The sequence below is a fragment of the Ectobacillus polymachus genome, from assembly GCF_048159605.1.
GTDB classification, from domain to species: domain Bacteria; phylum Bacillota; class Bacilli; order Bacillales; family Bacillaceae_G; genus Ectobacillus; species Ectobacillus polymachus.
The window spans coordinates 39,450-65,226 of record NZ_JBLREB010000004.1 but is presented as its reverse complement, the minus strand read 5'-3'; the positions used below and the strand labels follow the sequence as shown (position 1 = coordinate 65,226).

At 37.0% G+C, this 25,777-nt stretch carries 22 protein-coding genes and 1 pseudogene; 9 read left to right on the top strand and 14 right to left on the bottom strand.

Annotation, left to right across the window (positions count from 1 at the left end; all coding sequences use genetic code 11):
• Together larC and larD are read left to right on the top strand one after the other, a co-directional pair.
• Nucleotides 1-1,350 (top strand): nickel pincer cofactor biosynthesis protein LarC, encoded by a 1,350-nt coding sequence (gene larC / locus ACM5BR_RS15455; RefSeq protein WP_416828906.1) that lies wholly within the window; start codon nucleotides 1-3, stop codon nucleotides 1,348-1,350.
• 53 nt (nucleotides 1,351-1,403) lie between these two features.
• Entirely contained in the window at nucleotides 1,404-2,120 is a 717-nt protein-coding gene (larD, locus tag ACM5BR_RS15450) for a D/L-lactic acid transporter LarD (RefSeq protein WP_416828905.1), read from the top strand.
• 338 nt (nucleotides 2,121-2,458) lie between these two features.
• Here larD and ACM5BR_RS15445 read toward each other — a convergent pair whose 3' ends face one another.
• The 7 genes from ACM5BR_RS15445 to ACM5BR_RS15415 form a co-directional block, all read right to left on the bottom strand.
• Entirely contained in the window at nucleotides 2,459-3,253 is a 795-nt protein-coding gene (locus tag ACM5BR_RS15445; protein ID WP_416828904.1) for a sulfite exporter TauE/SafE family protein, read from the bottom strand.
• 36 nt (nucleotides 3,254-3,289) lie between these two features.
• Complete coding sequence (locus tag ACM5BR_RS15440; protein WP_416828903.1) at nucleotides 3,290-4,831, bottom strand: GTP pyrophosphokinase; 1,542 nt, start codon at nucleotides 4,829-4,831, stop codon at nucleotides 3,290-3,292.
• 53 nt (nucleotides 4,832-4,884) lie between these two features.
• The gene (gene cls / locus ACM5BR_RS15435; RefSeq protein WP_416828902.1) at nucleotides 4,885-6,312 is read right to left on the bottom strand and encodes a cardiolipin synthase; all 1,428 of its coding nucleotides are present in this window, start codon (nucleotides 6,310-6,312) and stop codon (nucleotides 4,885-4,887) included.
• Nucleotides 6,313-6,449: 137 nt separating this feature from the next.
• Nucleotides 6,450-7,103 carry a plasmid pRiA4b ORF-3 family protein gene (locus ACM5BR_RS15430; RefSeq protein ID WP_416828901.1) on the bottom strand — a complete coding sequence of 218 codons (654 nt, stop codon included), beginning with the start codon at nucleotides 7,101-7,103 and terminating at the stop codon, nucleotides 6,450-6,452.
• A gap of 361 nt (nucleotides 7,104-7,464) precedes the next feature.
• Nucleotides 7,465-7,830, bottom strand: a complete 366-nt coding sequence (locus tag ACM5BR_RS15425; RefSeq protein WP_416828900.1) for a Na-translocating system protein MpsC family protein — start codon at nucleotides 7,828-7,830, stop codon at nucleotides 7,465-7,467.
• Nucleotides 7,831-7,947: 117 nt separating this feature from the next.
• On the bottom strand, nucleotides 7,948-10,557 hold the full coding sequence (locus ACM5BR_RS15420; protein WP_416828899.1) for a DUF2309 domain-containing protein: 2,610 nt from the start codon (nucleotides 10,555-10,557) through the stop codon (nucleotides 7,948-7,950).
• Nucleotides 10,554-12,086: an NADH dehydrogenase subunit 5 gene (locus tag ACM5BR_RS15415; RefSeq protein WP_416828898.1), complete on the bottom strand. Its 1,533-nt coding sequence runs from the start codon at nucleotides 12,084-12,086 to the stop codon at nucleotides 10,554-10,556. Before ACM5BR_RS15415 ends, ACM5BR_RS15420 begins: the two co-directional genes overlap by 4 nt.
• Nucleotides 12,087-12,765: 679 nt before the next feature.
• On the opposite strand from ACM5BR_RS15415, the gene ACM5BR_RS15410 reads away from it, so the two are divergent.
• Genes ACM5BR_RS15410 through ACM5BR_RS15400 form a run of 3 tightly spaced genes read left to right on the top strand, consistent with a single transcriptional unit; the run spans nucleotide 12,766 to nucleotide 14,664 of the window.
• Complete coding sequence (locus ACM5BR_RS15410; RefSeq protein ID WP_416828897.1) at nucleotides 12,766-13,134, top strand: GntR family transcriptional regulator; 369 nt, start codon at nucleotides 12,766-12,768, stop codon at nucleotides 13,132-13,134.
• Nucleotides 13,131-13,829 carry an ABC transporter ATP-binding protein gene (locus ACM5BR_RS15405; protein WP_416828896.1) on the top strand — a complete coding sequence of 233 codons (699 nt, stop codon included), beginning with the start codon at nucleotides 13,131-13,133 and terminating at the stop codon, nucleotides 13,827-13,829. Before ACM5BR_RS15410 ends, ACM5BR_RS15405 begins: the two co-directional genes overlap by 4 nt.
• A gap of 13 nt (nucleotides 13,830-13,842) precedes the next feature.
• Nucleotides 13,843-14,664 (top strand): hypothetical protein, encoded by an 822-nt coding sequence (locus ACM5BR_RS15400; protein ID WP_416828895.1) that lies wholly within the window; start codon nucleotides 13,843-13,845, stop codon nucleotides 14,662-14,664.
• A 244-nt stretch (nucleotides 14,665-14,908) separates the two neighbouring features.
• Here ACM5BR_RS15400 and ACM5BR_RS15395 read toward each other — a convergent pair whose 3' ends face one another.
• The 6 genes and pseudogenes from ACM5BR_RS15395 to ACM5BR_RS15370 form a co-directional block, all read right to left on the bottom strand.
• On the bottom strand, nucleotides 14,909-15,925 hold the full coding sequence (locus ACM5BR_RS15395; RefSeq protein WP_416828894.1) for an oxidoreductase: 1,017 nt from the start codon (nucleotides 15,923-15,925) through the stop codon (nucleotides 14,909-14,911).
• A 268-nt stretch (nucleotides 15,926-16,193) separates the two neighbouring features.
• Complete coding sequence (locus ACM5BR_RS15390; protein WP_416828893.1) at nucleotides 16,194-17,105, bottom strand: PTS system mannose/fructose/sorbose family transporter subunit IID; 912 nt, start codon at nucleotides 17,103-17,105, stop codon at nucleotides 16,194-16,196.
• 19 nt (nucleotides 17,106-17,124) lie between these two features.
• The gene (locus tag ACM5BR_RS15385; RefSeq protein ID WP_416828892.1) at nucleotides 17,125-17,934 is read right to left on the bottom strand and encodes a PTS mannose/fructose/sorbose transporter subunit IIC; all 810 of its coding nucleotides are present in this window, start codon (nucleotides 17,932-17,934) and stop codon (nucleotides 17,125-17,127) included.
• Between the two features lie 35 nt (nucleotides 17,935-17,969).
• Complete coding sequence (locus ACM5BR_RS15380; RefSeq protein WP_416828891.1) at nucleotides 17,970-18,953, bottom strand: mannose/fructose/sorbose PTS transporter subunit IIA; 984 nt, start codon at nucleotides 18,951-18,953, stop codon at nucleotides 17,970-17,972.
• Nucleotides 18,954-19,155: 202 nt separating this feature from the next.
• A pseudogene (locus tag ACM5BR_RS15375) lies at nucleotides 19,156-19,323 on the bottom strand (glucose PTS transporter transcription antiterminator GlcT); the annotation flags it as partial.
• A 174-nt stretch (nucleotides 19,324-19,497) separates the two neighbouring features.
• Nucleotides 19,498-19,869: a DUF956 family protein gene (locus tag ACM5BR_RS15370; protein WP_416828890.1), complete on the bottom strand. Its 372-nt coding sequence runs from the start codon at nucleotides 19,867-19,869 to the stop codon at nucleotides 19,498-19,500.
• Between the two features lie 666 nt (nucleotides 19,870-20,535).
• Here ACM5BR_RS15370 and ACM5BR_RS15365 point away from each other — a divergent pair.
• Nucleotides 20,536-21,453: a Gfo/Idh/MocA family protein gene (locus ACM5BR_RS15365; RefSeq protein ID WP_416828889.1), complete on the top strand. Its 918-nt coding sequence runs from the start codon at nucleotides 20,536-20,538 to the stop codon at nucleotides 21,451-21,453.
• A gap of 102 nt (nucleotides 21,454-21,555) precedes the next feature.
• On the opposite strand, the gene rlmD is transcribed toward ACM5BR_RS15365, so the two are convergent.
• Nucleotides 21,556-22,926 carry a 23S rRNA (uracil(1939)-C(5))-methyltransferase RlmD gene (gene rlmD / locus ACM5BR_RS15360; protein WP_416828888.1) on the bottom strand — a complete coding sequence of 457 codons (1,371 nt, stop codon included), beginning with the start codon at nucleotides 22,924-22,926 and terminating at the stop codon, nucleotides 21,556-21,558.
• Nucleotides 22,927-23,121: 195 nt separating this feature from the next.
• Between rlmD and ACM5BR_RS15355 the strand changes: the two genes are divergently transcribed.
• From ACM5BR_RS15355 to scfA, 3 genes are all read left to right on the top strand, one after another.
• The gene (locus ACM5BR_RS15355; RefSeq protein ID WP_416828887.1) at nucleotides 23,122-24,168 is read left to right on the top strand and encodes a polysaccharide deacetylase family protein; all 1,047 of its coding nucleotides are present in this window, start codon (nucleotides 23,122-23,124) and stop codon (nucleotides 24,166-24,168) included.
• 180 nt (nucleotides 24,169-24,348) lie between these two features.
• The gene (locus tag ACM5BR_RS15350) at nucleotides 24,349-25,383 is read left to right on the top strand and encodes a polysaccharide deacetylase family protein (protein ID WP_416828886.1); all 1,035 of its coding nucleotides are present in this window, start codon (nucleotides 24,349-24,351) and stop codon (nucleotides 25,381-25,383) included.
• A gap of 225 nt (nucleotides 25,384-25,608) precedes the next feature.
• The gene (gene scfA / locus ACM5BR_RS15345) at nucleotides 25,609-25,758 is read left to right on the top strand and encodes a six-cysteine ranthipeptide SCIFF (RefSeq protein ID WP_416828885.1); all 150 of its coding nucleotides are present in this window, start codon (nucleotides 25,609-25,611) and stop codon (nucleotides 25,756-25,758) included.
• The last annotated feature ends 19 nt before the right edge of the window (nucleotides 25,759-25,777 follow it).

The following is a 25,777-nucleotide window of genomic DNA, read 5'->3' as shown; positions in this document are numbered from 1 at the left end:
ATGAAGACACTTTATTTGGATTGTTTTTCGGGAATTAGCGGAGATATGCTTATTGGAGCGCTTTTAGACTTAGGAGCAAATCAAGACCAATTAATTGCAGAATTAAAAAAGCTTAACCTTGACGGCTATTCCATAAATATCACGAAAACACAAAAAAATGGCATCTATGGACATGATTTTGATGTGCAATTGGATTGCGGTACAAAAGATTGTGAAGTAGTAAACGATCATGGGGAACATCACGATCACGGGAATCATCACCATCACGTTGAACACCATGATCATGGGGATCATCACCATCATGCGGAACACAGCACTCATCACTTTCATAACGGACACATGCATGATGGACATCAACTCTCACATCATCACAGTACACCATCAAGGAATCTATTTGACTGCATCAAAATCATAGAAGACAGTTCTCTATCTACATGGGTAAAAACACATGCGAAGCTTGTTTTCGAGGAAGTAGCAAAGGCGGAAGCAAAAGTACACAACAAAACGATAGATGAAATCCACTTTCATGAAATAGGTGCCATTGACAGCATTATAGATATTGTGGGTGCTTTTGTAGCGATGGAAATACTGCATATTGAAAAAGTCATTGCTTCTCCATTGCATGATGGCTCCGGATTTATTGAATGTGCACATGGAAAAATGCCTGTACCGGTCCCAGCGGTCATGCAAATGCTTGTAGGCTCCAATATTCCGCTCATTCAAGAAAACGTTCAAACTGAATTGGTCACCCCAACAGGAATGGGAATTGTGAAAGTGATTGCAGCAGAATTTCGCGATCTGCCAAATATGAAAATTGAAAACGTCGGCTATGGAATGGGTAAACGCAATACAGGCGGCTTTAATGCGCTGCGTGCGATCATTGGAGAAATGGATGAAAATCGTTTCGATGAAGACGTACTCGTGATGGAAGCCAATATTGACGATCAAACGGGAGAAACGCTCGGTTATGCCATGAATCAATTGTTGGATAATGGCGCCTTAGATGTTTTCTTTACCCCCATTTATATGAAAAAAAACCGACCAGCTGTTCAATTATCTGTTCTCTGCCATCCGAAACAAAAAGACCAACTCTCTCATCTCATCTTGAAAGAGACAAGCACGATTGGCATTAGAATATACCCTTGTTCCCGGATTGTGATGAATCGCTCTATCCAAGAGGTAAACACAAAATTCGGAAAGATCCAAGTGAAATATGTGGACCTAGATGGCATCCAAAAGCAAGCACCAGAATTTGAAAGCTGCTCAAAGATGGCACAAGAAAAAAAGGTACCCATTAATGAAATATATCAAGCGGCCTATGCTGCACTATATCAAGAAAAACATGAATAAAGTGTGCAATTAAAATTTATTGTATAAAATTATGGTTCAGGAGGAAATTATTTATGTTTCATCATCTTTTAGCTGAGTTTATGGGCACTGCTCTAATGATTATTTTTGGGGTTGGTGTTCATTGCGACGAAGTTCTTAAAAAGACGAAGTATGAAGGTTCAGGACATTTATTTGCCATCACAACTTGGGGTTTTGGGATTACAATGGTACTATTTATTTTTGGCGATGTTTGTATCAACCCAGCTATGGTTTTAGCACAATGTATCCTTGGAAATCTCCCATGGGCAGACTTCATCCCTTATACTGTTGTTGAAGTTGCCGGTGGAGCAGTTGGCGCAATTATCGTATATTTTATGTATGCAGATCATTTCAAGGCATCTTATGGCTCTATTGATCCAGTAAGAATTCGCAATATCTTTTCAACATCACCTGGCATTCGTAATTTGCCACGTAATTTCTTTGTCGAGTTTTTCGCTACATTTATTTTTATCACATCAATTCTTGCAATTGCTTCAACAAAAGGCGGACCAGGTCTTGTTCCAATCAGCGTTGGACTATTAGTTTGGGCAATTGGTATGGGCTTAGGCGGTCCTACTGGATTCGCTATGAACCTTGCACGTGATATGGGTCCAAGAATTGCGCACGCAATCCTTCCTATCAAAGATAAAGCAAATAGCGATTGGCAATATGGTATCCTCGTACCAGGTATTGCACCGTTCCTTGGTGCTGCATGTGCAGCGTTGTTCATGAAACTATTTTTTGGAATGTAATGTAATTTTATGTTATAAAAAAAGGCTGAATAAAGCAAATCATTTGCTTGCTCAGCCTTTTTTTTACGTTTAGACAAAAACGCTTCGGTTCAAATGCTTCCACTACCTTCGTTTTCTAAGCCTCCCTACCGACTACTCTATTCGTTTTCTAAGCCTCCCTACCGACTACTCTATACAAAAATGTCTCTACGCTTGGGGTAGAACCATCGTTTCTTTCAAAGTATGCCGAGGAAAGCAAATATCTTGATAACGCTGCAATGGAAAGCTTCTTAAACAAAAACTCGGTGGAATGAGCCCTCGTACAATACAGGCTTCATTCCACCGAGGAAATTTTCACATTATTTTATTATAGCCGCTGCTGTCATAATAACACCCATAGCCGTGAAACAAATACCTACAACTCTTTTTAGCGTTGTTTCCTTAACCTTATTAGCATAACGAGAACCTAGAGAACCACCAATAATTGCTCCTACCGATAATACAGTACCTAATAGGAAGTCTACGCTCCCCCTTGCAGCATAGCCCACAGTAGAGGAAAGTGCTGTAATAGCCATTATCAATGTCGACGTGCCAATAGCCTTATGAAGTGGAAATGACATTAATACGATTAAAGCTATAAGGATCATTACTCCACCGCCAGCTCCAAATATTCCGCTTAATATCCCTATCCCTAGGCCAATAATTAAAGCTGCAACTGCTTTTTGCCATTCCTTTTCAAAATGAATAAATCTTTTTTTAGTAGATGGTTCACTTTCCTTTTCCTTTTTATAGCTCTTACGTATCATGGAAAAACCTGCAAGAACTAACACAATGCCAAAACTAGTGGTGAGGTTGCCTTCTCCCATTTTACTTGCCAATAAAGCACCGATTTGTGCGCCAACAATAGAAGTTAAAGCAATCCAGATTCCTGATTTAAGCTCGATATTCCCATGCTTGTAGTAAGAATACGTGACCGTTAAAGAAGCGATCACATCAACAAAAAGACTTGTTCCTATTGCGGTATGAACTTTCATATGAAAGAGCATCGTTAAAATAGGAACAATAATCATAACTCCACTAGCGCCTATAAGACTTGTTATACCGCCAGTAAGAACACCTATAATTACTGCTAATAAATACGATCCAACACTCATTACCATAAATCCCCTTTTCTGATATATTTAAGAGATTCACTCTTCCATCATCAGTGAAACTTTTATTTTAAAGAGTCTTACCACATCTTCAGCTTTTATCATATCCATCTCATCGAGCTTATCTATATATTTAAAAATACTTTTACTTATTTCTATTTTGCAATCACTATGTTTAACCATCTCTATAAACTCTTTTACTTTATACGTTTCTACCTTACTATTAAAAATAGATAGAACTTTATAATGTAACAGATTAAGCCATACATCCCGAGTCTTTTCCCATTCCTCATATATGCTTATCTTTTCACATATTAAATCGATAAAAGAAGTTATTACTTTATTCATTTCTTCAATTTTATTATCATATATCAACTCGATAGAACCTATCATTTCAAAACTATGCGCTATTGTTAGCATAATGTCGTTTTTTACAGTTTTACACTCTTCTTTATTTAATCTAGCAAAACTATTATTTTCATAAAATCTATTTTTTATAAATTTTATAAATGTCTCAAAATCCTCAGCATTATTTCCAAGCTCTATTTCAAATAATATTCTAAAAAATAAATTCCATTGAAAATCATTATTTATTAATTGTAATACCGTATATCCAATTTTACTAGAGAACTCATCTTCAAAATGTAAATCCCTTTCAAATTCTATCTCACTGTTAAAATTTATATCATGTTTGCTAATATTATTTAATCGATCCATTGTTTTTAGTAGTGTTTTATTATAATCCTCTAAATTCTCAGCATTTCTAGTTCTAAAAATATATTTCATAATGGTGTCACAGGATTTTTTAAAGTCAACTCCAAAGCCAATACTATTTTGCAATTTCGCTGAAAATATATCATAAATAATTTTCGAAAGAAGGAGTTCTAATTGAGCTTTTCTCATCATAGAATCTATACTATTGAAACTATTAAACTGATTATAAATCATAAGAAGTTGGTTATCTATCATGGTAAGGTTCTTCTTAATCGATCCCATCAATTCCTTTAAAAAACCATCTGCTATTCGATAGTTATTGTTTTTATATATGATTTTATGCTCAAGTTCACTCCAGAATATATTAACCAATGATTTAATTTGAAGTTCAAACCTAATTTTTCTATCATGTATCTCATAAACTCCATCAATTCTAAAGATTTCAAACCCGTTTTTTTGTTCCTGTGGTTGTTTACTAGCTAACTCTAATCTAATATTTTTATTTAAAGCATTATAATAATATCCATCGCCATTTTTTTTGTTAAAAAATTTTTTCAGCATATTATATATTTGCATTTCATCTTCCATAAATCTACATTCTACTCTAACTCCAATCAAGTCTGAAAGATTTAAAATAACTTCCTCACTTGACTTATACTTATTATAATAATTATTTCTTATTATTTTTTCCCTTAAGCTAGAAGAAGACTTTACTCTTGAATTTACTTTTATATCTCCATCACTATTATTTTCTAATAATTCCTGAAAAAATAGTTCTAAATCCCTCGCTTCATTTTGTAAGTCACCATTTATTTTTTCTAAGTTTTCAATCACCTCTTCAATAAAACCAAACAACTTTAGTTCCATAATGCTCCCTCCTGGTTTTAACAGAAAATTTTTTGTTAATTATTGGGTTACAACTATAAAAGTGGTGAAATAAGCCTAACTAATGATTCCATTATTTTCTTGGTTATCGGTCTTTTTATAAACTCTTCTTTCTTTATTTCTCTACAATACTTCATGTCATCCTTAAAGCTATCCTCCAAACCTTTTGTAAATTCACTATTGTAAATAAAACTAGTAACCTCAAAGTTTAATTTAAAGCTTCTAATGTCCATATTAGCTGTACCAATGCTGCAGACATTGCCATCTGCCATCATCGTTTTAGCATGAATAAATCCTCTATCATAGAAATATACCTTTATATTTACATCCAAAAGCTCCAATATATAAGAATTAGCTACCCAACCCATATATATATGATCTGGATTTCCTGGTATCATAATTCTCACATCTACACCAGATAAAGCTGAGAGTTTTAAAGCTTCTAATAATGTATCATCTGGTACTAAATATGGAGATTGGAAAAATAAATTTTCTTTTGCATTATTTATTATTTTTATATAACCATTTCGGATATACTGTTCTTTATGATCTGGTCCACTTGTAACGATTTGCACACCTATTTTACTATCCACCGCATTCATTTTTTTAGGAAAATATCTCTCTATATCTCCTATCTCGCAATTTTCAGCATAACTCCAATCCATTAAAAACCTTTCCTCTAATGAAAAGACTGCATCTCCTATAATTTTCACATGAGTATCTCGCCAATGACCTATACGTTTGTCTTTACCTAAATACTCATCACCAATATTAAACCCGCCAACAAAACCTATTTCTCCATCAACAACTACTATTTTTCTATGATTTCTATAATTAATTCTTCTCGGCATTATCCCTGGAAAGAAAGCAGCAGACTCCACTCCTGCACATTTCAATTCATGTAAATACTTCTTATTATTTAAGGCAGCAGACCCCATGGCATCAAATAATAACCGTACTTCTACGCCCTCCTTAGCTTTACTCATTAAAATATTTAATATCTTTTTCCCTATATCATCTGGACGAAAGATAAAATATTCGATATGAATAAATTTTTTTGCACCTTCTAAAGCTTTCATAAGGGCAGCAAATTTTTCTTTTCCTTCCGTATATAAAGTTACATCATTATTTTGTGTATACAATGCTCCTGAATGTTTATAATTCATATGGATTAAATCTTTATGTTCATAGGATGACAAATCGTATTCATACTCACCCTTTACACGCTCTAAATATCTTTTTTTCGTTTCATCTGTTAAGATCTTCTTATCGAAAATCTTCTGCCTACTTACGTTCCTTCCAAATAATAAATAGAGTACAAAACCCACAACTGGAATAATCATAAAAATCAATAACCAAGCCCATGTAGTGGAAGGGTTTCTTCTTTCAAAAAATATTAGTGCTATAGAAAATAATATGTTTAAAATTAAAACTAATGTAGTTACAATTGCTACAACATCCATTCCATTCCTCCATTCAACGTTTGTAAAATTGTGCACAATCCTAGCCTAGGAATATACTGAATGTGTCCCCCCTATAGAACAGGAAACTATATCTTATTCAGGTTTTAAACCTTTACGCAATACTATTATTTCTCTAATTAATCCCGTGTAACCCTCCTGATTTTCAAAAACTTCTTAAGAAAGTCGTTTCTGAAATCGATATCAAACTCCCGATAATGCTGACTCTCTCCCCACTGACGCATTGCCTTATGCTCGGGATGTTTTGGGTCATTCCATGCTTTAAGAAACTCTTCATAACCGCCAATACCGCCTACGTCCTCAGGCGGGCAAGCCCCCTCACCCTCTAGAATCTGTGGATAGCCAAATTCATAATCATCGATTACTTTCTCAAGCTCTATTCTGTGTCGCCAATAGTCTCCAAAATCATAGACATACTCGAAGTTCTTATCCTTCTCTAAATATTTGTCAATTTTAATAGTTTGGGGCTGCCTAATTGTAGTTTCAATGATCCTGGTTATGATGCCATGGGGATCTGCTTTTTTAGTTGGTTTCTTCCGTTTATACTTTACTGAATAAAATTTGTATTCTTCATATGACTCTTCATCATTGGTAATTCTTAGCTTCTCTTGCGGAAAATCAAATTCATAAAGATGATAATCCCGCCAATCCATTGAAAACTGAATGGTATCATGAAGTCGTCTAAATGTAACATCTGCAGGAATAATGACTCTTCTCCATATTAACGGCCTAGATTCTATTAATTCGATTTTGATTTGATAGGCTTTCATCATTTTTACCTAACACCTTTCCAGGGTTATTTTTGAATCAATTTCTACATTATAATAACCGACAAATCACTAGCTAACCAATACTTTTATAGCCTTTATCTCTGGAGTACCTTCCCATTATACAGTACCCACCGAGCTTAACTTTCCCTACTTCGGCTTCTTCAAAAATAGTTTAACATTCTATAAAGAGATTCTTAGAATCACATGTAGTATATACAAAAAATAGCCAACCTAAGTGAATACTTCACTATAGTTGACTATTCATGTTTTTTTGATACTATCCCTTTTTTGATTTATATGATTTCTCAGTAAACGCCAATTTCTTCTCGTATTTCATTCTCCTGCTCGATACATAATAAGGTTATTATGATAATTTACTTTGTAAATCATTTGTCAGTTTAAAGACCATGACTCTTTCTCCAGTGTGTGTACTAATATCGGTATGAAAACTCACTACTTCTTCATCTGTTAGCGTTAATATAATTCCCTTTAATTCTTCTATACCTGATTCCACTAAACTATTACGATTCTCTTTTACTGATAACAATCCATCTTTATCTTGACATAGGGAATATTCAGCAGGAGTTAATATTCCATGTAAGATAACAATAACCATATCTCGTAAGATATCTGATTTTACTGATACTGAGCCACGTCCAAGATAATGTTTCTCCCAATGAGTTAATGCTTTACTTATTTCAGCTTCAAGAGTTCCTTTTGATTTATCCATAATAATCCTTTTCCTTTATTTAAAGTTATTTATATTAGATAAACGAACATTTGTACATTTTCGATCTTCCCTTGTATTGTAGCTTTAATCGAGCTGGTAAGCAAAGAACCGATCTTATTACGACCAACTTTCCCAGCTTCCTTCTGGATCAATGGATGCGAGTCGAATCCAGCCATTTTTCACTTTTTGATGAAATGTTGCATCTTGTGCAAGCAATCGTTTCACATTCTCCTTCGGTGCTTGAATAACCACGAGCAAATGTAATGGAGAATGATAAAACTCATAATCTGATTGCATGACGGACTGCCAAGGAAGTCCTGCTAGTAAGTCACTGGCGTTGCCCTGCATAACTCCAATCCCGCTTGTTACGGTTTGGGTCGCTTTATTTCCGCTGCCATAATAATGAGGTGCAACGGTAGATGCGTAATATTGCAAGTTAATCCACTGCGTTACTGTAGCAGGCCCAGCGATAATACCTGCTAGTATAGAACCATCCTTATCCTTCTGCCAGTTATAGTTATGAAGAAAAACTCTTCCGCCTAAATTATTCTCTTTCGTAAGGTTACGATCCCCTATAATAAATGCTGCGTTATTTGCCAGTCCCCATTCTGGTCGTACCTCACTCCAGTCGTCTGCAAGACGAGATGCCTCAGCCTTTGGATTATTGTGGCTAGAACTAAAATTTGGTAATTTCGCAATTCGTTCGGCATTTGCTTCCTCACTAACTATTGGTAACACAGCTTGGATACAATTAAATGCTTCTTGTGCTGCATCTGATAGTTTTGGAACATAAATCCACCGTAGTTCTTCAAGGGATGTAATATGCTCTGCAGCCACGAAAACCGTATCTTGCGGAATCAAGATTCCCTCTGTTTCAAGCGCTTGTCTCACATGGGAAAGATTACATAAGGTTGCTAGTACCCTCGCATTAAATCCGCTTGATGCTCCTCCGCATGCCCCGCAGTCTAGTGCAGCAGCATATGGATTGTTGGTGCTGTGACTTCCATGACCGCAAATGACTACTAATGTAGCGAAATGATCGGTAAGTCCCATCATTTTAAGGGCTTTCTGTGCATAGAACACTTGCTCTTCCTCTGAAAATCCAACCGGCAGCTCTGTTTCCGAAGTTTGCATACGGCTAAGCGAAAGTTCCGTAGAAGGTTTACGCAGCCATTTTTCACGAAATTCCCGGAAGAAATATCCTGCACTCCGTGGAACAAAGCTGCGAGCAATGGTTTTCATGCTTAGCCATGGTCCGCTTACTTCAGGAAATACTAAGCTAGAAAGCAAATTATGTTTCATTGTTTTAAACGTATCATGAGCAGAATGGGCTGCCTGCTCTCGCTCTTTGTATGGATTAAAAGCAGAGTCAGTTGAAAATTCCTTTATTTTATATTGTGGTTTGAACATGACCGGTAAGGAGCTATGACTGTGCGTACAGCCAAGTTTACTCGTTTCAATCGGCAGTCCGAAGAAACCAGCTGTTCCAAACGTTTCAAATGGACCAGATTGTTCAAGTTTTCGACGAAAAGGCTCTGAGCGCACATCAATACACAACGAAAATTGGGCCAATGCAGCCTTCCTGTTTTCCGCTATGGGATTGGTAGATGTAATCATCTTCATCAGATGTTCTTCGTATGTCTTTTCCCACGCTTCTAGCCAAAGACGATTGCGAACAATTGTATCGAACCGGTAAGCAAGGATTAAACGCGCTTTTTGTTCTGTGGAAGAAAGCTGTGACCATGCATGGATTGGCAGATCACCCCAGTGAATCCAAGACGCAAGCAATGGTTCGATACGTTCGTAATCCTCTCTTGTTTCCTCAGATACATGGATACTGGGATAAACCAAAGCCCACTCCATAGAAATTCGGACAGCCAAATATTCAGTAGGCAGTGATTGTTCTCCTTTTGATTGCTGCGAACGCCACAGCATCATTCCTGCCCAGCCTGGAAGCGCAAGTAAGTGGGCTTCCAGATAATCTTCTATTTCGGAATAAGGGATTTCGAGACGGAGCAACGCTTCCTTTAAAGCCTCACCAGCTTCTTTTGGCAAATCATGCAGCTGTTTTCGCACAGAATGATGGAGTGCTGGATCATGCTGGATAAGTGTCCGCCACGCATGATAGAACCCTTCTTCACGACTTGGCATCCCCCAAACAGCCTGCGAATCATCTAAGTACAGCTTACACCACTTAATCATATGATGATTTAGATTTTTCTCAGACCCGTCTAGCTGTTCCAAACGTTGGCTCAATGTTTGTACGCTATGCTGTTTCGGAAGTTGAGATACAAATCGGCTTAATTTCTTCGCCAAGCTCTCTCGTTCCGGAACATTAGGAAGTTCTGAACTAGGCTGTTCTTTCGTTAAAGCGGCCCAGCAGTATCTCTTTGCAACCTCGCGCGGTAAATCAATTAACTGTGAATCAAGCCAATCATAGAGTCTATTTTTAAGAAAATCGAGATTAATTTCGCCGCGGTTCCGCGCTGACTGTAATATGAAATCACTCGGATATATATCTACATCACGAGCATCCTTAAGCCGGCGGGCAATCTGTTCAAATGTTTGCCGTTCCAAGTTCGCCCAAGGGCTCCGCGCAGCAAACTCTTGAATAGGTCCAAGTGGTACGATGACTTTACTAGCCGCTTCCACCAAATCGTGAATATCAAGATTAAGGTAATCATATTCTTTGTCTACATGGTATAGACTCGCTAAGGTTGTATTCATCGTAATTTACCTCCTACAGGAAATAATTGTGTCAAATACTTTGGATGGCTTTCGACCAAATCCTGTTGAGGCTCACCCAATCGCACAAGCCAAAGATAAATAATTGCAAATAAAGTAGAGGAGCGATTATGGGATAACCATATACCGACGCCGCTTGCAACTAACAAGATAAACAAGAGAAAAACGGCTGCTGCAGGCGGCTGTATTCCTGTCTGTACAGCTTCATGTAACAGCTTATAAAAAGCGGTATGAACGATAAAAAACACAATTGCCACTCCTGCAAATATAGACATTCCTGCGATGCGGCCGATAAGGCCCAAATTAAATACCACAAGCTGTGTCCACGCAAGCACCACAGACCACCCCAAGATAAAGGCACTGATCAATTGATACGTCTCTCCAGGAGATGTTAACCAAAATCCCATCCCCACTAGAAAACCTAGCACTCCTCCAGTGATTGTCCATAAAACGGACGTTGGCTGACTAGTCCGAGGCATTAACTCGCTGCGTTTGGCAGCAGAACCTGCTTGTAAGAATAGGGTGGATTTGAATAAACCGTGCAACACAGCATGAATAATCGCCGACAAGTTGGCACCTAATGCACACTGAATTAACATAAATCCCATTTGTGCAATCGTAGAGCCGACAAGTTGGCGCTTATAGTCAACATGAACCAACATAATTCCAGTTCCGATTAAAACGGAAATGCTAGACAATACGAGCAAAATCAGTTGGGCTACATCCCCGCTGAAAAGCGGTGAAAATCGGGTAAGCAAAATTCCGCCGGCATTCACGATTCCCGCATGCATAACTGCAGAAACAGGAGTCGGAGCAACAACTGAGTCTAACAACCATCTTTGGAACGGCCACTGTGCCGCTGGAATGACAACCGCTACAATGAGCAGGAGATTGATACAGGTTTTTTCCCATGTAGGAAGCTTTGCAAGACTATCTTGCGTAAGGATAAGCGACAACTGAAAATGTCCCGTTGCCTCTGTTATCCAGATGAATGCCAGCAATAAGAAAAGCCAGCTAATCGTAAACAAACGACCAGACACGATAGCAGCATTTCTAGCTACGTTCCACTCCTTCTTTAATCGAATAAGCAAGGTCAACCCAAGAAGGGTAGCTCCCCAACATACCAATACAAGACGAACATCATCACTGAGCCAGGCAACGGAATCCGCTACCGTAGTACATGTCAACAGAGCAAAATAGCTTCGATACGACCGATCACCGAATAAGTACCGAACCGAATACCGCTGCATAATTAAACTCATCGTAAGAACAAACAACGCCAACAGCCATGATAAGGAATCAAACCGCCAAGGACCGATTATCATACTCCCTCTATTCGAAACAAGACCAACCAAAGCAACAATCGGCGGAAGTGCTATAACGCCGATATGAATGCGAACATAGGTTAAGGGAACCCTTGGATATAACAAGATGAATGCGCTAAGCAAAGAGGCAGCAAGCAATAGAAATAATACGGCTGGAAGTGAAACAACATCTAGGAAACTTACCATCTTGCTTTCCCCCCTTGAAAGAGTTTGAAGCACGGAATTCCGAACATATAATCCTTAACGATTTGCTTCATTGTGTAACTTTCCTTTCTATACATAACATTTTTTACAATAAAAAAACCGACAGATTCATATGTTTCATGGCCGTTTAAAACCATAAAACTATGAATATGTCGGTTTACCGTCTACTAACCTAAATAGGTTTTTAAATAGTCTACCTTTATGATATACAATTCCTTCCTTACCAATAAGGAAGGATATTCCCAGTTCACTTTGTTTCTGACCTCTACGTTTTAAGTACTTTTTCATATGGTCAATGATAAGGATATTAACTGTATGCTAAAGTGATAGAGGTTGTTTAAAATATGTTTATGGTGAAAATGTTACTATTTGTTGAACATTCTGTCAAGTTAATATTGGTGATGTATTCTATTTTAGAATATCAAAAGAAAACAATAGAATGAAAATGACTGAGTATAGTAGCCTATTTATTCTTCTTCTCAAAAAAGCCTTTCTTTACCCATTGTTACATCCTATCTTTAATCTTTTTCTTTTTACCATGTATTCTCAGTTTGGATAATTTAGACCCCATTGCAAAAGAATTTTAACTCAATTGACAGTTTTATGATATTAGTGTACTATGTCAGTAATACACTAACACATCAGGACTGGAGGTGGAAAAGTGGAATTTAGCAGCAATCTACCTATTTATATTCAAATTATGAATTTGATCAAAACGAAAGTGGTGTCCGGAGAAATCAATGGAGGTGAGAAATTGCCATCGGTAAGAGATTTTTCAAAGGAATTAAAAGTAAATCCTAATACGATACAAAGAGCCTACCAAGAACTAGAGCGGGAAGAGTTGGTGATAACGCAAAGAGGAATGGGGACATTTGTTACAAAAGATATCCACGTAATCGTAAAATTAAAACAGAGCATGGCAACTGAATTAATTGATCGTTTTATAACAGAAATGGAGAAATTAGGATTTCAATCTACTGAAATAAAAACAATGATTTCAAAAAGGTTTGACGAGGAGGAGATTGAATGAAGAATATTGTGGAAATCAGTGATCTGACAAAAAAATATTTTCATAAAAATGCCTTGGATCATTTAAATTTAACTATCGAAGAAGGAAAAGTCGTTGGAATATTAGGTCCCAATGGCAGCGGCAAAACAACGCTCATCAAGATATTGACAGGTTTATTAAGACAAACAAGCGGGGATGTGCTGATAGATGGTCTAAAGGTAGGAGTGGAGACCAAATCCATTGTTTCCTATTTACCTGATCGAAACTTTCTCTACAAATGGATGAAGATTGAAGATGCTTTTAAACTCTATAATGATTTTTATGCTGATTTCGATGAAAAAAAGTTTGCAGAATTACTAGATTTCATGAAATTAGAAAAGAGTATGAAGATTAATACCCTTTCAAAGGGAATGCATGAAAAGCTTAATTTATCTCTTGTCTTATCAAGGAATGCCAAGCTCTATATTTTAGATGAACCGATTGCAGGGGTAGATCCAGTAGCAAGAGACCAGATATTAAATGCAATTATTAATAACTACAATGAAAAAAGTTCGATGATTATCACCACTCACTTAGTACGAGACATGGAAAGTATTTTGGAGGATGTCATCTTTTTACAAGATGGGCATATGGTCTTAACGGGAAACGCAGAGGCTTTAAGAGAAGAAAAAGGCAAACAAATAGACGAAATCTACAAAGAAGTTTTCGGGGCATAGGGGGGATGAGAGAATGTTTAAATATATGAAATACGAAATAAAAGGCACATATAAGTTTATATTAGGTTTATTAGCTCTGGTTCTCATACTCTTTACTGGTATTTACGCCTATATCAGTAAGGCTGATCGAGTTTTCACTCTAGGAAGTCTTTTTATAGGACTGTCCATCATGATTATATTTGGTGCAGCTCTGGTTGTTTTCTTATATATTGTAGGCTCCTTCAGAAAAGAATTATATGAGGATAGCGGATACTTAACCTTTACCTTACCGCTGACAGGAAATCAAATCGTTGGTTCTAAACTCATTGTTGCTTTATTGTGGTTTTTAATTTTAGGAATGGTAATTGCTATTTACAATTTTATAATGGTAATGATTTTTATCCCAGTTGAAATGAATATAGTAAAACTTTTCTCTATGATACAGGGAGTATCGATTAAGGAAATCATTTTTGTCGTATTAACACCCGTTTTTAGTGGAGTTAGTATATTGATCCTTATCTACTTTTCTATGTCCCTTAGTAAGGTCACTTTTCGTAATAAAAAAATCGGCGGTTTATGGTTTATACTATTTTTGTTATTAGGCGGAGTATTAGCCTATGGTGATTATGAAATTTGCAAATTACTCCCCTATTATTTAGACTTAAACTCTTTTCATCTGACAACTATGGAAACGCTAAATGGCCAATATCACTTGGTGAATAATAATGATGGGTTTTACATGAGTGTTTCAGGAGCCTTTGCAATAAATATAGCATCTTGCGTCTATAATGTTGGAACGATAGTTGCATTATTTTTAGGAACCAGCTATTTGATTGAAAGAAAAATAAATTTATAATAACATTGGTCGAATGTGTCTTACTCCTCTTAGTCTAGAAAACTTCCAAATGTATTTAAAGGAACCATTAATTAATGAGTTCGACCTTTATTATCTTCATAGATTCCTGCAGCTTGAATGGATTGTTCTTAGAAACAAGAAGCATCACAATCCCAACATTTAAATAGAAGCAGGTAACCCCTTATCGGGTTCCTGCTTCTTCCTTTAAAACAATCCGCGCGCAACACTCCACATGTCCAGAGATTTACTTTAAGTTTTTAACTCCAGTTTCTAATATTTCCATTTGCAGCAGTGTCTGTTCGTCTGTAATGGTTTTATCTTTACCATTTATGATAGCTTCATATAAATCATCATATACTCTTCCATAATCACCATTTACGGATTTCACTTTTTCTTCGTGGATTGTACCTTCTTCATCAATATATGTCAGTACACCATAATGTTTTATTGTATCTATACCAAAATCTTTGTTATCAGGCATGTAAAATAACTTTAAATGTTCTTCCTGACGATCTTTGGTTTCTTTCACAAAGCATCCCTTTTTGCCATGAACGACGAAGCTGGGTCTTTCTTTAAGTCTAAAATAACTGGATTTTACAGATGTTTTTAACTTACCATAATATAAATCTAAATCAAAATAATCATTCATTCTTCCTTGTCCTAATAATTGCCTTACATCATAATGGATATGATCCGGCTTGCCAAAATAGCTGATAACCTGATCCAGTGTATGACAGCCATGTCCAAATAAAAATGACCAAACAGGATTAAAAGAATGAACAGACTCAGGTACTTCGGGACGATAATAATCATAATGCATTTCCACTTCCAGCAAGTCCCCTATTTTCCCTTCCTCAATGACCTTTTGAACGGTTAAAAAATCACTATCAAAACGTCTGTTTTGATACGCCTGAACAATTAATCCTTTCTCTCTTGCCAATGCAAATATTTCTTTTGCCTGTTCTGAGGTTTCTATAAATGGCTTTTCAACTAAACAGTTTTTATTATGTTCTAATACTAATTTTGCGTATTCATAATGACTGTCATGTCTTGTGCAAACCACAATGAGTTGAATGTCCTTGTCATTTAATAATTCATCTAAATCAGAAATATAATTTATTCCTGCAATCCTATCCCAACTTTCATGCTCAGGATTTCTTTGATAAATTGTTTTTACCTTTATATTCTCTCTTTGCAGTACGAATGGTAGATGATATCTGTTAGTGCTTTTCCCATTTCCAATATAACCAATAGTAAGCATAGCAGCCCCCTAAAATATGTTTATATTTTCTTGTGATTGTTTGGACTTCAAAACTATCTTTTATTTGGCATGAACATTTTTAGTATAGCATGAGAGCTCATGACCGTTTGGATGATTACTCCATTGGTAGAAGGAAATTTCCGCGTTGCTCATTTTGATGGTGCAATGAGATTTGGTATGTAATGTAACGGGGACAATGGTAAGATTTTTGTTTTGGCATATGAAAAGCACCTCCTTACCAGGAGGTGCTGCTCTGTGTCTTTATTTATTACATTAAGTGTATTAAATGGAATACGATACCAACAACGAACAATCCAAGAATCATAACGATTGGAGAAACTTTCTTCTTAAGCAACCACATGCAAAGAAGTGTTAACGCCAATCCAGCTAAACCAGGAATTAAGCTATCCAAGTTGTTTTGTAAAGTAGTTACTTTAGTAGGGTCTAATGCAAGACCAGAGGCTTGCTGTTCCAACGCAGTTTTAATTCCTTGCGCTCCAGCAGGTAAATTACTCCAGTCAATATAAGCACCTTTGTCCAGTTGAACTGAAGATACAATTGGCGTGAATTTTACAGCTACCCAACGGTTAACTAATGAACCAAGGATGAACATCCCCAGGATTGATGCACCTTTAGTAATATCTTGAAGTACTCCACCAGATAAGTCGTCAGTAATTTTAGAACCAGCTTTGTAACCAAATTCTTGGGTATACCACATGAATCCCATACGAATGATATTCCATAAAACGAAGTAAAGAATTGGCCCAAGTATATTACCAGTCATAGCAAGAGAAGCCGCTAAAGCACCAAGGATTGGTTTAACCGTGAACCAGAAAACTGGATCCCCGATACCTGCTAAAGGCCCCATCATACCGACTTTAACCCCTTGAATTGCTGTGTCGTCAACCGGCGCACCATTTGCACGTTCTTCTTCAAGCGCTAAAGTTACACCAATAATAGGTGAAGCTACATATGGGTGAGTATTAAAGAACTCTAAGTGACGTTTTAGTGCAGCAGCACGATCTTCTTTTGTTTTATATAATTTTTTGATTGCGGGAATCATTGAAAATGCCCAACCACCGTTTTGCATACGTTCATAGTTCCAAGAACCTTGAATGAAAGTTGAACGCCACCAAACAGAAATACGATCTTTTTTCGATAATTTCAATTCTTGTGCCATTTCTATGTCCGCCTCCCTCTTAGTAATTATCAATAATATCGCCTAGTGGATCACCAGTGTTTCCATTTCCGCCCTTACCTGAACCGCCGCCTTGTTTGGAAAGCGCTAAATAGATAAGTGCAAGAGCCACACCGATACCACCTAGACCGATAAGTGTAATTTGTGAAACAGTCGCTAATACGAAACCAATTGCGAAGAATGGCCATACTTCTTTTGTAGCCATCATGTTAATAACCATTGCATAACCAACGGCTACGACCATTCCCCCACCGATTGCTAAACCGGCTGTCAACCAAGTTGGCATAGCTAGAAGTAAGGCTTGAACTGGAGCTGCACCAATAGCTAAAATTAATGCAGCTGGGATTGCAATACGTAACCCTTGCATGCAGATAGCGGCGATGTGCCAGAATTCAACTTTTCTTATGTTTCCTTCGGTAGCTGCAGCATCCATAAAGTGAACGAATGCTGTTGCAATCGTACGGCCGATGATTGTTAATAATAAACCTGCAACTGCAAGCGGAACGGCAATCGCGATTGCAGACGCTACACCTTCTTTACCTTGTCCACTTAAAACTAAAATAATTGCAGATGCAACTGATGCTAGCGCAGCATCCGGTGCTACGGCAGCTCCAATGTTTGCCCAACCTAAAGCGATCATTTGAAGGGTACCACCTAAGATAAGACACGGTACTAAGTTACCTGTAACTAAGCCGATTAACGTACAAGCAATTATTGGTTGGTGGAAGTGGAATTCATCCAAAATTCCCTCAATACCAGCTAAAAATGCTACGATAATGACTAATAATATTTGAATAATATTCAGTTCCATGATTATTAATCCTCCTTTTTCTTTGATAATTAGGATTATTTTTGTTTGTTTAGCTCATCTTGAGCCTTCTTGATAATTTCGCCCATGTCGCCTTTTGAATCGTTCGGAACTTTACGTACATCGAAGTTCACACCAGCTTCTTTTAACTTAGCGAAAGTATCTATATCATCTTGGTTAAAGGCCAACACCTTATTCGGTTGAACTTTACCAGGTGAGTGTGCCATAGAACCAACGTTGATTGTCTCTAGTGGAACCCCACCTTCAACCGCTCTAAGCGCATCTTGTGGGTTTTCGAAAAGAAGTAACGCGCGCTGGCCGCCAAAGTGTTGTTCATCTTTTGCAAGTTCGATCATTTTATCGACAGGAACAACGTGTGCCTTTACACCTGGAGGAGCAGCCTGTTGGATCAATTTCTTACGAAGATCATCCTTAGCTACTGCATCAGATACAACGATGATACGTGTAGGCTGTGTAGTTTTTGTCCAAGCAGTCGCTACTTGTCCGTGAAGTAAACGAGAGTCAATACGTGCTAACACGTATTTAAATTTACCAGGTGCGCCTGCATTTGATGGCCCGGCAGCAGCTGTAGTAGATGCTGTTGCTGGTTCTGTTGTTGGTTCTAATTCTTCAGGTTTTACCTTAACGCCTTCTTTAGCTGTGCCCAAAATAGCCGCGGCAATTTCACGCGCTGTGTTCATTGAGAAGCGCGATGCATAAGCTTCAATCACCATTGGTAAGTTCACACCGGCAACGATTGCCCATTTGTCTTTGTGGTCTTCAAACAAGCTGTTGGCTTGGTTGAAAGGAGTTCCACCCCAAAGATCGACTAAGAATAATACTTCGTCTTGGTTGTCGAAAGAGGCGATTGCTTCTTTCATTTTTGCCTTTACATCATCAGGTCCTTCGCTCGGCATCAATGTAACAGCTTTTACATTTTCTTGTTCTCCAAAGATCATCGCTCCAGATTGCAAGATACCATTGGCAAATTCACCGTGACTAGCAATAATAATTCCTACCATCTTTTTACCTCCTATTATTATTATTGTTACAGCTTTTTCAGCTCATCTAAAGCGGTTACAGTTTCAACAAAAAAACAACAAAAAAGGCATGAGAAAAAAGTCGATTAATGAAGGTTTGGGTATAGGATGCCCCTAATACTTCATTTCAATCAATACTTTTCACTCATGCCTGATCGAATCAGTAACACGTAAAAAATAATGGCTATTTAATTTTATTCTGTAAACGCTGTCAATGTAGTGTTAAACAAGACAGCTTCTACATCAAATACATTCTTTTTCAATGTTTGCTGCATCACTTTAATGAGCTTCCATAGGTATTGTAGCACACCGGATATTCCTCTTTCAAGAGGAAAGTTATTTTTTCTGCTTCCGCCACCTTCCTCATTAACTCGACCACTTCTGAAGCAATTTCATACTCAAACCGATAAAACGCTTTAGTTTCCACTAAAATGAGATTCTTTAAATCTATCAATATAAATAAGTTCTAAAAAACATGTAACTAACAAAAAAAGACAAGTTCCAACCTGTCTTGTATGTAAAACTATTACTTTTTAAATATACCCTTCAAGCCGCGTTTGACAACATCAAAGAAACTTAATGATTGGACCATATGATTCGGATCAACGTATTCACGAATTGCTCGCAAAACTTTTTTCGGCTCTTTAGAAGAAAATGTATAATTCCCATTTCGCTTAGTTTGGATAGCATAACGTGGGATCCATTTCCCTTTGAACATGACTGAAGCGATCACGTTATCAACTTCTTCCCAAGGAATTTGAATAAACTTACGAGCATCACGATTATTGAAGAATTCAAATCCTTTGTCTCCAATCATAATTTTACCATAATCTGCAATTCCACTATGTGAAGTTGCATCAATAACTAAATCGACTTTTGTATTGATTGATTGGACCATTTGATCTACTCCATTTCTTTCTTTTAATAAATAATTATTATACTCTTTTTATCACTTTTGTTATTGAAATATGGGTTCTATATCGGCGATATCAACTTTATTTGTAATTGTATGATATCCGTATTTTAGTATATCCAATCTCTACAATTTTTTTCATATATAAAATGAACAGTTTTCGACAGCTCTAATCTAACAAGCAGCCTATCGATAACTTCCTGGCTCTTACGGCTAGATTCTTTTATAAATTCAAACACGTGGTATACGTTGCCTTTGTATAACTAAACCCAAGGCGAGTCGGCTATTATTTTTTAAGTTTTTATTGAAAAATATTGACAAACCATTAGCTGATTTAGGAAAGTGTTAATAAATCCGGCTGACCAAAACGCATAATATCATTGAATTATCGTAGATGTCAAATGTAATTTTTTTGGTAAATTCGTTATTCCGCAAACATTTAAGATAAGCCTTTTTTACCAGCAAAAGGATGGTATAGACAACTATATATTGCAAATGATACTATCTAAAGAGTATAGAATGGAAGGAATAAGCTTTAGATATAATGACGCAAGTACTTCCGGGTCATCACCGTGAATCAGGTGCTGCGGGAGTTGCCCTTTTGAACCCATTATTATGAATTTACTATTTGTTTTTTTGGAGGAATAAGGCATGAAAAAATTGAGGATTGGCATTGTAGGATTAGGAAATATCGCACAGAAGGCTTATTTACCTATTCTTTCAAAAGAGGAAAATTGGACACTGTCTGGAGCATACACCCAAAATGCCAAAAAAAGGGAGTCTATCTGTTCTCAGTATAGAATCAATCCCTTTCAAAGTTTAGAAAACTTGTGTGACCATTGTGATGCTTTATTTGTTCATAGTTCAACTTCATCACACTTTGAGATTGTACGTTATATTTTGTCTAGAGGAAAAGATGTCTATGTTGACAAACCTCTTGCAGAAACAGTGGAACAAGCTGAAATTTTAGTGGATTTAAGTCAAAAGTATAAAAGAAAGTTAATGGTTGGCTTTAATAGAAGATTTGCACCTATGTATGTAAAAGCAAAGGATGCATGTCATGACATTGCTTGGGTCAGGATAGATAAGTACAGGAAAAATAATATTAATAATAGTTTTTATGCAGATTCACTTTTGGACAGTTATATCCACCTTATTGATTTAGCAAGATGGATCAGTGAAGATCAAATTACCTTAACAGGTGGGCATATACAACAAAATGAAAATAACAATTTAGTATATTCTCATCATAGTTTTCAAGTGCAAAATGGAATGCAGATATTCACAGGATTTCACCGAAATGCAGGTACAGGATCAGAGCTTTTGGAAATAGTGAATATGGGAAAAGTTATCAGGGTGAAAAACCTTCATACATTTGAAGTTGAAGAAAATGGCGAATTAAAAATAACAGAAACCGGTTCATGGGAAACAATCCTTAAAGAAAAAGGTTTCGAGGGGGCAATTAATCATTTTATTTTTTCCATACTGGGAGATACTGCTCCAATTGTTGACGGTTTAGAAGGATTAAAGAGCCAAAAGTTAGTGAGCGCCATTATAGATCAATCCTAATGATATTTATAGAGACAAATTCTTACTCAAGGTAAAGAATATATTCTAAAAGTGGCAGATGGAAACCCGAACATCTTTTACCGATGCTCGGATCCATCTGGCTTATTCTTCGATTCTCTCTATCAACGCACAGCACTCCACATGCATCGTCTGCGGGAACATATCCACCGGCTGAATCTCCTTCGTCTCAAACCCGCCGTCTTCCAATATCCGCAAATCTCTCGCTAACGTTCCAGGATTACAAGATACATACACCACACGCTTCGGTTTCATTGCAATAATCGTATCCAAAAGCTCTTGACCACAGCCTTTACGCGGCGGGTCCACAACGATAACATCAGCTGAAATACCTTGCTTATACCAATTAGGAATAACCTTCTCTGCTTCTCCAACTGCAAACTCCACATTCGTCATTCCGTTTAGCTCAGCATTGCGGTTGGCATCTTCGATTGCTTCTTTCACGATTTCGACACCATAAACCTTCTTTGCTTGTTGTGCTAAAAATAAGGAAATCGTACCGATGCCGCAGTAAGCATCAATAACTGTTTCTTCACCAGTTAAGTTCGCATACTCAAGTGCTTTGTCATAAAGTACCTTTGTTTGGACTGGATTTACCTGATAGAAGGATCGTGCGGAAATGGCAAATTGAACGTTTCCGATCCGATCATATATATATTCCGAGCCGTAAAGCACGGTTGTTTTGTCTCCAAAAATAACGTTTGTACGTTTATCATTTACATTTTGGACGATAGACTTAATTGATGGAAATTTCGTTACTAACTCGTTTATAATTTCATCACGATGCGGGAGATGTGCTTTTCGTGTGATTAAAACGATCATGATTTCTCCAGATGTTGCGCCGTAACGAGCCATAACGTGACGAAGAGTTCCTTTATGAGATGCTTCATCATAAGCCTGTATACCAAATTGGTTACAAATGGATTTCACCTCTTGCACAAGTTCATCGTTTAGTTCCATTTGAATCAAGCATTTGTTCATATCGATGATGTCATGCGTTCCTTTTCTATAAAAACCAGCAATAAGACCTGCTTCGCTTTCCCCAATTGGAACCTGTGCTTTGTTGCGATAGCTCCACGGCTCTTCCATGCCAAGTACAGGATGAATGGATACGTTCGTTAATTTTCCGATTCGCTGCATGACGTCCCTTACTTGCTTTTCCTTCATCTTTAATTGTCCTTCATACGTCATATGCTGCATTTGGCAGCCGCCGCATTGCTTATAGACCGGACATGGCGGCTCCTGCCGATAAGGGCTTTCTGTTTTTAGCTCGATTAACCGACCGAACGCAAAGTTTTTGTTTACCTTTATCACTTTTACCTCTGCCTGTTCTCCCGGCAAACCATTTGGTACGAAAATCGGATAGCCGTTGATTTTTGCTACTCCGGCTCCTTCATGTGTCATATCTTCAAATACTACATCTATATATTCATTCTTTTGAATTGGTGGTGTCATAACGTTCCCTCTTCTTTCGAATTTGCTGCGTATCATTGTAACATATCTGGTCTTTGTTTTTCTATTGCAGAATGATAAGGAGAATGCAAGAAAATATATAAATATGGAACAATAACATTACATTCAGATCCTTTATGTAAAAACTTCTTATAGAAATTACACCAAATATTCCAACTAGGAGATGACCAAATAGGAATGAAAATAGCCTTTATTATCCTCACTTCTCTACTTAGTATGCTCTGGAACAGCATAACTGTTACTGCCGCGCACGTATATCCAGGCGATCTTTCCATAAATAGAATTGCATATGATTCTGTTCCATATGACTCAACCTCTACCGCTATTTATATAAAAAATAATACAGGAGATTGGAAGGAGATCCTCTATTATATATGGCGAACTGCTGATGGAAGAAGCAGTAGGAAGTCCTTCTCTTCTTCGGATATACATAATCATTTCTCAATTGTATTGGACACAAAGAAATTTATGAATAAGCGTGGAGAATACAGTATAGAAGCTTATGGTATAAAACAAGATGGAACTGCCATCCTGTTTGGAGAAGATAGATTTACGTTTTTGCATCCCATTCCAATTGTTATGTACCATGCAATTGATGAATATCACGGCTTAGGGATAAAAGACTTATTTGTGACCCCAGCAGCATTTGAAAAACAAATGCAATATTTAAAAGAAAATGGGTATACCCTATTAACATTTGAACAGTGGGAAAAACGATATGAAGTGAATAAGCCTATTTTTCTCACATTTGATGACGGTATGAAAAACAATATACACGCGTTTTCTATTCTAAAAAAAATAAAGGATACCTCCTTTAATCCGAAAGCAACCGCTTATGTTATCGCCAACGCTACCGGACCTTCTTGGCTATCACATGAAGACTTAAAAGAAATGGTAAACTCCGGGCTTTTCTCTATACAATCTCACACGCTTTCTCACGCTGATCTTCCAACGCTTTCTAATTGCAAAGTAGAACTTAAAGATTCAAAGGAAAAAATCGAATCCATTACAGGAAAACCAGTTATCGCAATTTCTTATCCATTTGGGCATGTGAACGACAGTGTAGTGGAAGAGGCGAAGAAATATTATAAATTTGCCACAACGACAAAACCAGGACAATTTGAAGAGCATGGAACTCCGAATGAACTTCTTCTCATGCAGCGAGTTCGTATTCATAACAGTACAACAATCGATCAATTTGCCTCACTTGTGAAGGAAAAGTAAGACTTCGTATTATAGCCGATATTGATATCTCATTTATACGCATGACATCCCTCTTCTCTCGTGTTTCCAGCGTTCATCGTAACTTATCTTGTTCTTATTTTTCTATTCATGTGTAGGTAGAATGCAAGAAATTTCGAAAATGTGGAACAATAACATTATGTTTAAGAAAGAAGGGATAGTATGCGTGCTGCAATTATATATACAACGCTTGTTTTACTGATGTCTTCTGTTACATTTGCTTCACCAAAAGCCGAAATTGTGCATGATCCCATTTCAGCTGAAGCAACTTCTGTTACCCTCTCCATCAAACAAGCTCCTTCGAATACAAATGAAGTAATGTATCGTATTTGGCGCACAGCTGATGGACCTGAACATATAAAAACCTTTACATCTGCTGACAAACAATCTAACTTTTCCTTTACGCTAGATACGAAGCAATTCGAATCGAGTCGTGGTCAATATGAAATAGAAGCATTGCGACTAAAGAATGGCAAGCCTACTGACACAATTGCAAAAACACAAGTCACTTTTCAGCAGTACGTTCCTATTTTAATGTATCATTCTATTGCTGAATTTAAGGGGAGTGGCTTAGAGGAATTGTATGTTTCACCAGAAAACTTTGAAGCACAAGTTAGATATTTAAAAGAACATAACTATACACCGTTAACATTTGAACGCTGGAATGAAGTAAATACCGTAAATAATCCCGTTTTTATTACTCTTGATGATGGCTATGAGAATAATATAAATGCCTGGAATATTTTTAAAAAGATGAAAAGTGCAGAATTTCAACCTGTTGGTACAATTTTTGTAGTAGCCGGCTACGTAGGAAGACATCATCGACTAACAGCTGAACAATTACGGGACATGTCTCAATCTGGATTTTTCTCGATTCAATCCCATACGATGACGCATCCAGATTTACGAGAGATTACAAATTACCAATATCAATTAGGAAAGGCGAAAGATGTACTAGAAGCCATAACAGGAAAGCCTGTCTTTGCCTTTGCCTATCCATACGGCAATTATAATGAAGAAGTCGTGCAAGAAACAAAAAAATATTATCAATTCGCTGTAACTGTCCATCAAGGACTATTTATTGAAAAGGGAACTCCAAACGAATATCTAAAAATGCCACGGCAATATGTACAGTACAAAACAACACTGGAGCAATTTGCCAAAATGTTAAAACCTCAAACTGATCATTCTAGCTAGCCTCTAATAAGTAAAAGAGCGTGTTTTGAAAAATAATGGATCAAAACACGCTTTTACTATATATAATTCAAACCGCAGTAATAAGACATTCGGAATGATTGACGGGAACCCGAGGTGTTGTTAAAATTATCATTGGAAACATTGTGAAAAGTTTCACAATATCTATCATTGTGAATGTTTTTACATTACTTAACTTAAAAACTATTTCAAAAGGGGCCGCGCATGATGAAAAGAATCGTAACACTAAGCACTCGTAAACTAATGGATACTAAAAAACATGGTGGATGCGGCGCATGCCAAACATCTTGCCAATCCGCTTGCAAAACGTCTTGCGGAGTTGCAAATCAAAAGTGTGAAAACACAATGAACAGATAGAAACAGAAAATGTACCGCC

Coding starts and splice junctions, on each gene's coding strand:
- scfA (WP_416828885.1), top strand. CDS start 25,609: ATGAAAAGAATCGTAACACTAAGCACTCGTAAACTAATGGATACTAAA.
- larC (WP_416828906.1), top strand. CDS start 1: ATGAAGACACTTTATTTGGATTGTTTTTCGGGAATTAGCGGAGATATG.
- ACM5BR_RS15420 (WP_416828899.1), bottom strand. CDS start 10,557: ATGAATACAACCTTAGCGAGTCTATACCATGTAGACAAAGAATATGAT.
- ACM5BR_RS15350 (WP_416828886.1), top strand. CDS start 24,349: ATGCGTGCTGCAATTATATATACAACGCTTGTTTTACTGATGTCTTCT.
- cls (WP_416828902.1), bottom strand. CDS start 6,312: ATGGATGTTGTAGCAATTGTAACTACATTAGTTTTAATTTTAAACATA.
- ACM5BR_RS15430 (WP_416828901.1), bottom strand. CDS start 7,103: ATGATGAAAGCCTATCAAATCAAAATCGAATTAATAGAATCTAGGCCG.
- ACM5BR_RS15440 (WP_416828903.1), bottom strand. CDS start 4,831: ATGGAACTAAAGTTGTTTGGTTTTATTGAAGAGGTGATTGAAAACTTA.
- ACM5BR_RS15380 (WP_416828891.1), bottom strand. CDS start 18,953: ATGGTAGGAATTATTATTGCTAGTCACGGTGAATTTGCCAATGGTATC.
- ACM5BR_RS15390 (WP_416828893.1), bottom strand. CDS start 17,105: ATGGCACAAGAATTGAAATTATCGAAAAAAGATCGTATTTCTGTTTGG.
- ACM5BR_RS15425 (WP_416828900.1), bottom strand. CDS start 7,830: ATGGATAAATCAAAAGGAACTCTTGAAGCTGAAATAAGTAAAGCATTA.
- ACM5BR_RS15385 (WP_416828892.1), bottom strand. CDS start 17,934: ATGGAACTGAATATTATTCAAATATTATTAGTCATTATCGTAGCATTT.
- ACM5BR_RS15445 (WP_416828904.1), bottom strand. CDS start 3,253: ATGAGTGTTGGATCGTATTTATTAGCAGTAATTATAGGTGTTCTTACT.
- ACM5BR_RS15415 (WP_416828898.1), bottom strand. CDS start 12,086: ATGGTAAGTTTCCTAGATGTTGTTTCACTTCCAGCCGTATTATTTCTA.
- ACM5BR_RS15370 (WP_416828890.1), bottom strand. CDS start 19,869: ATGGTCCAATCAATCAATACAAAAGTCGATTTAGTTATTGATGCAACT.
- ACM5BR_RS15365 (WP_416828889.1), top strand. CDS start 20,536: ATGAAAAAATTGAGGATTGGCATTGTAGGATTAGGAAATATCGCACAG.
- larD (WP_416828905.1), top strand. CDS start 1,404: ATGTTTCATCATCTTTTAGCTGAGTTTATGGGCACTGCTCTAATGATT.
- ACM5BR_RS15405 (WP_416828896.1), top strand. CDS start 13,131: ATGAAGAATATTGTGGAAATCAGTGATCTGACAAAAAAATATTTTCAT.
- rlmD (WP_416828888.1), bottom strand. CDS start 22,926: ATGACACCACCAATTCAAAAGAATGAATATATAGATGTAGTATTTGAA.
- ACM5BR_RS15355 (WP_416828887.1), top strand. CDS start 23,122: ATGAAAATAGCCTTTATTATCCTCACTTCTCTACTTAGTATGCTCTGG.
- ACM5BR_RS15395 (WP_416828894.1), bottom strand. CDS start 15,925: ATGCTTACTATTGGTTATATTGGAAATGGGAAAAGCACTAACAGATAT.
- ACM5BR_RS15400 (WP_416828895.1), top strand. CDS start 13,843: ATGTTTAAATATATGAAATACGAAATAAAAGGCACATATAAGTTTATA.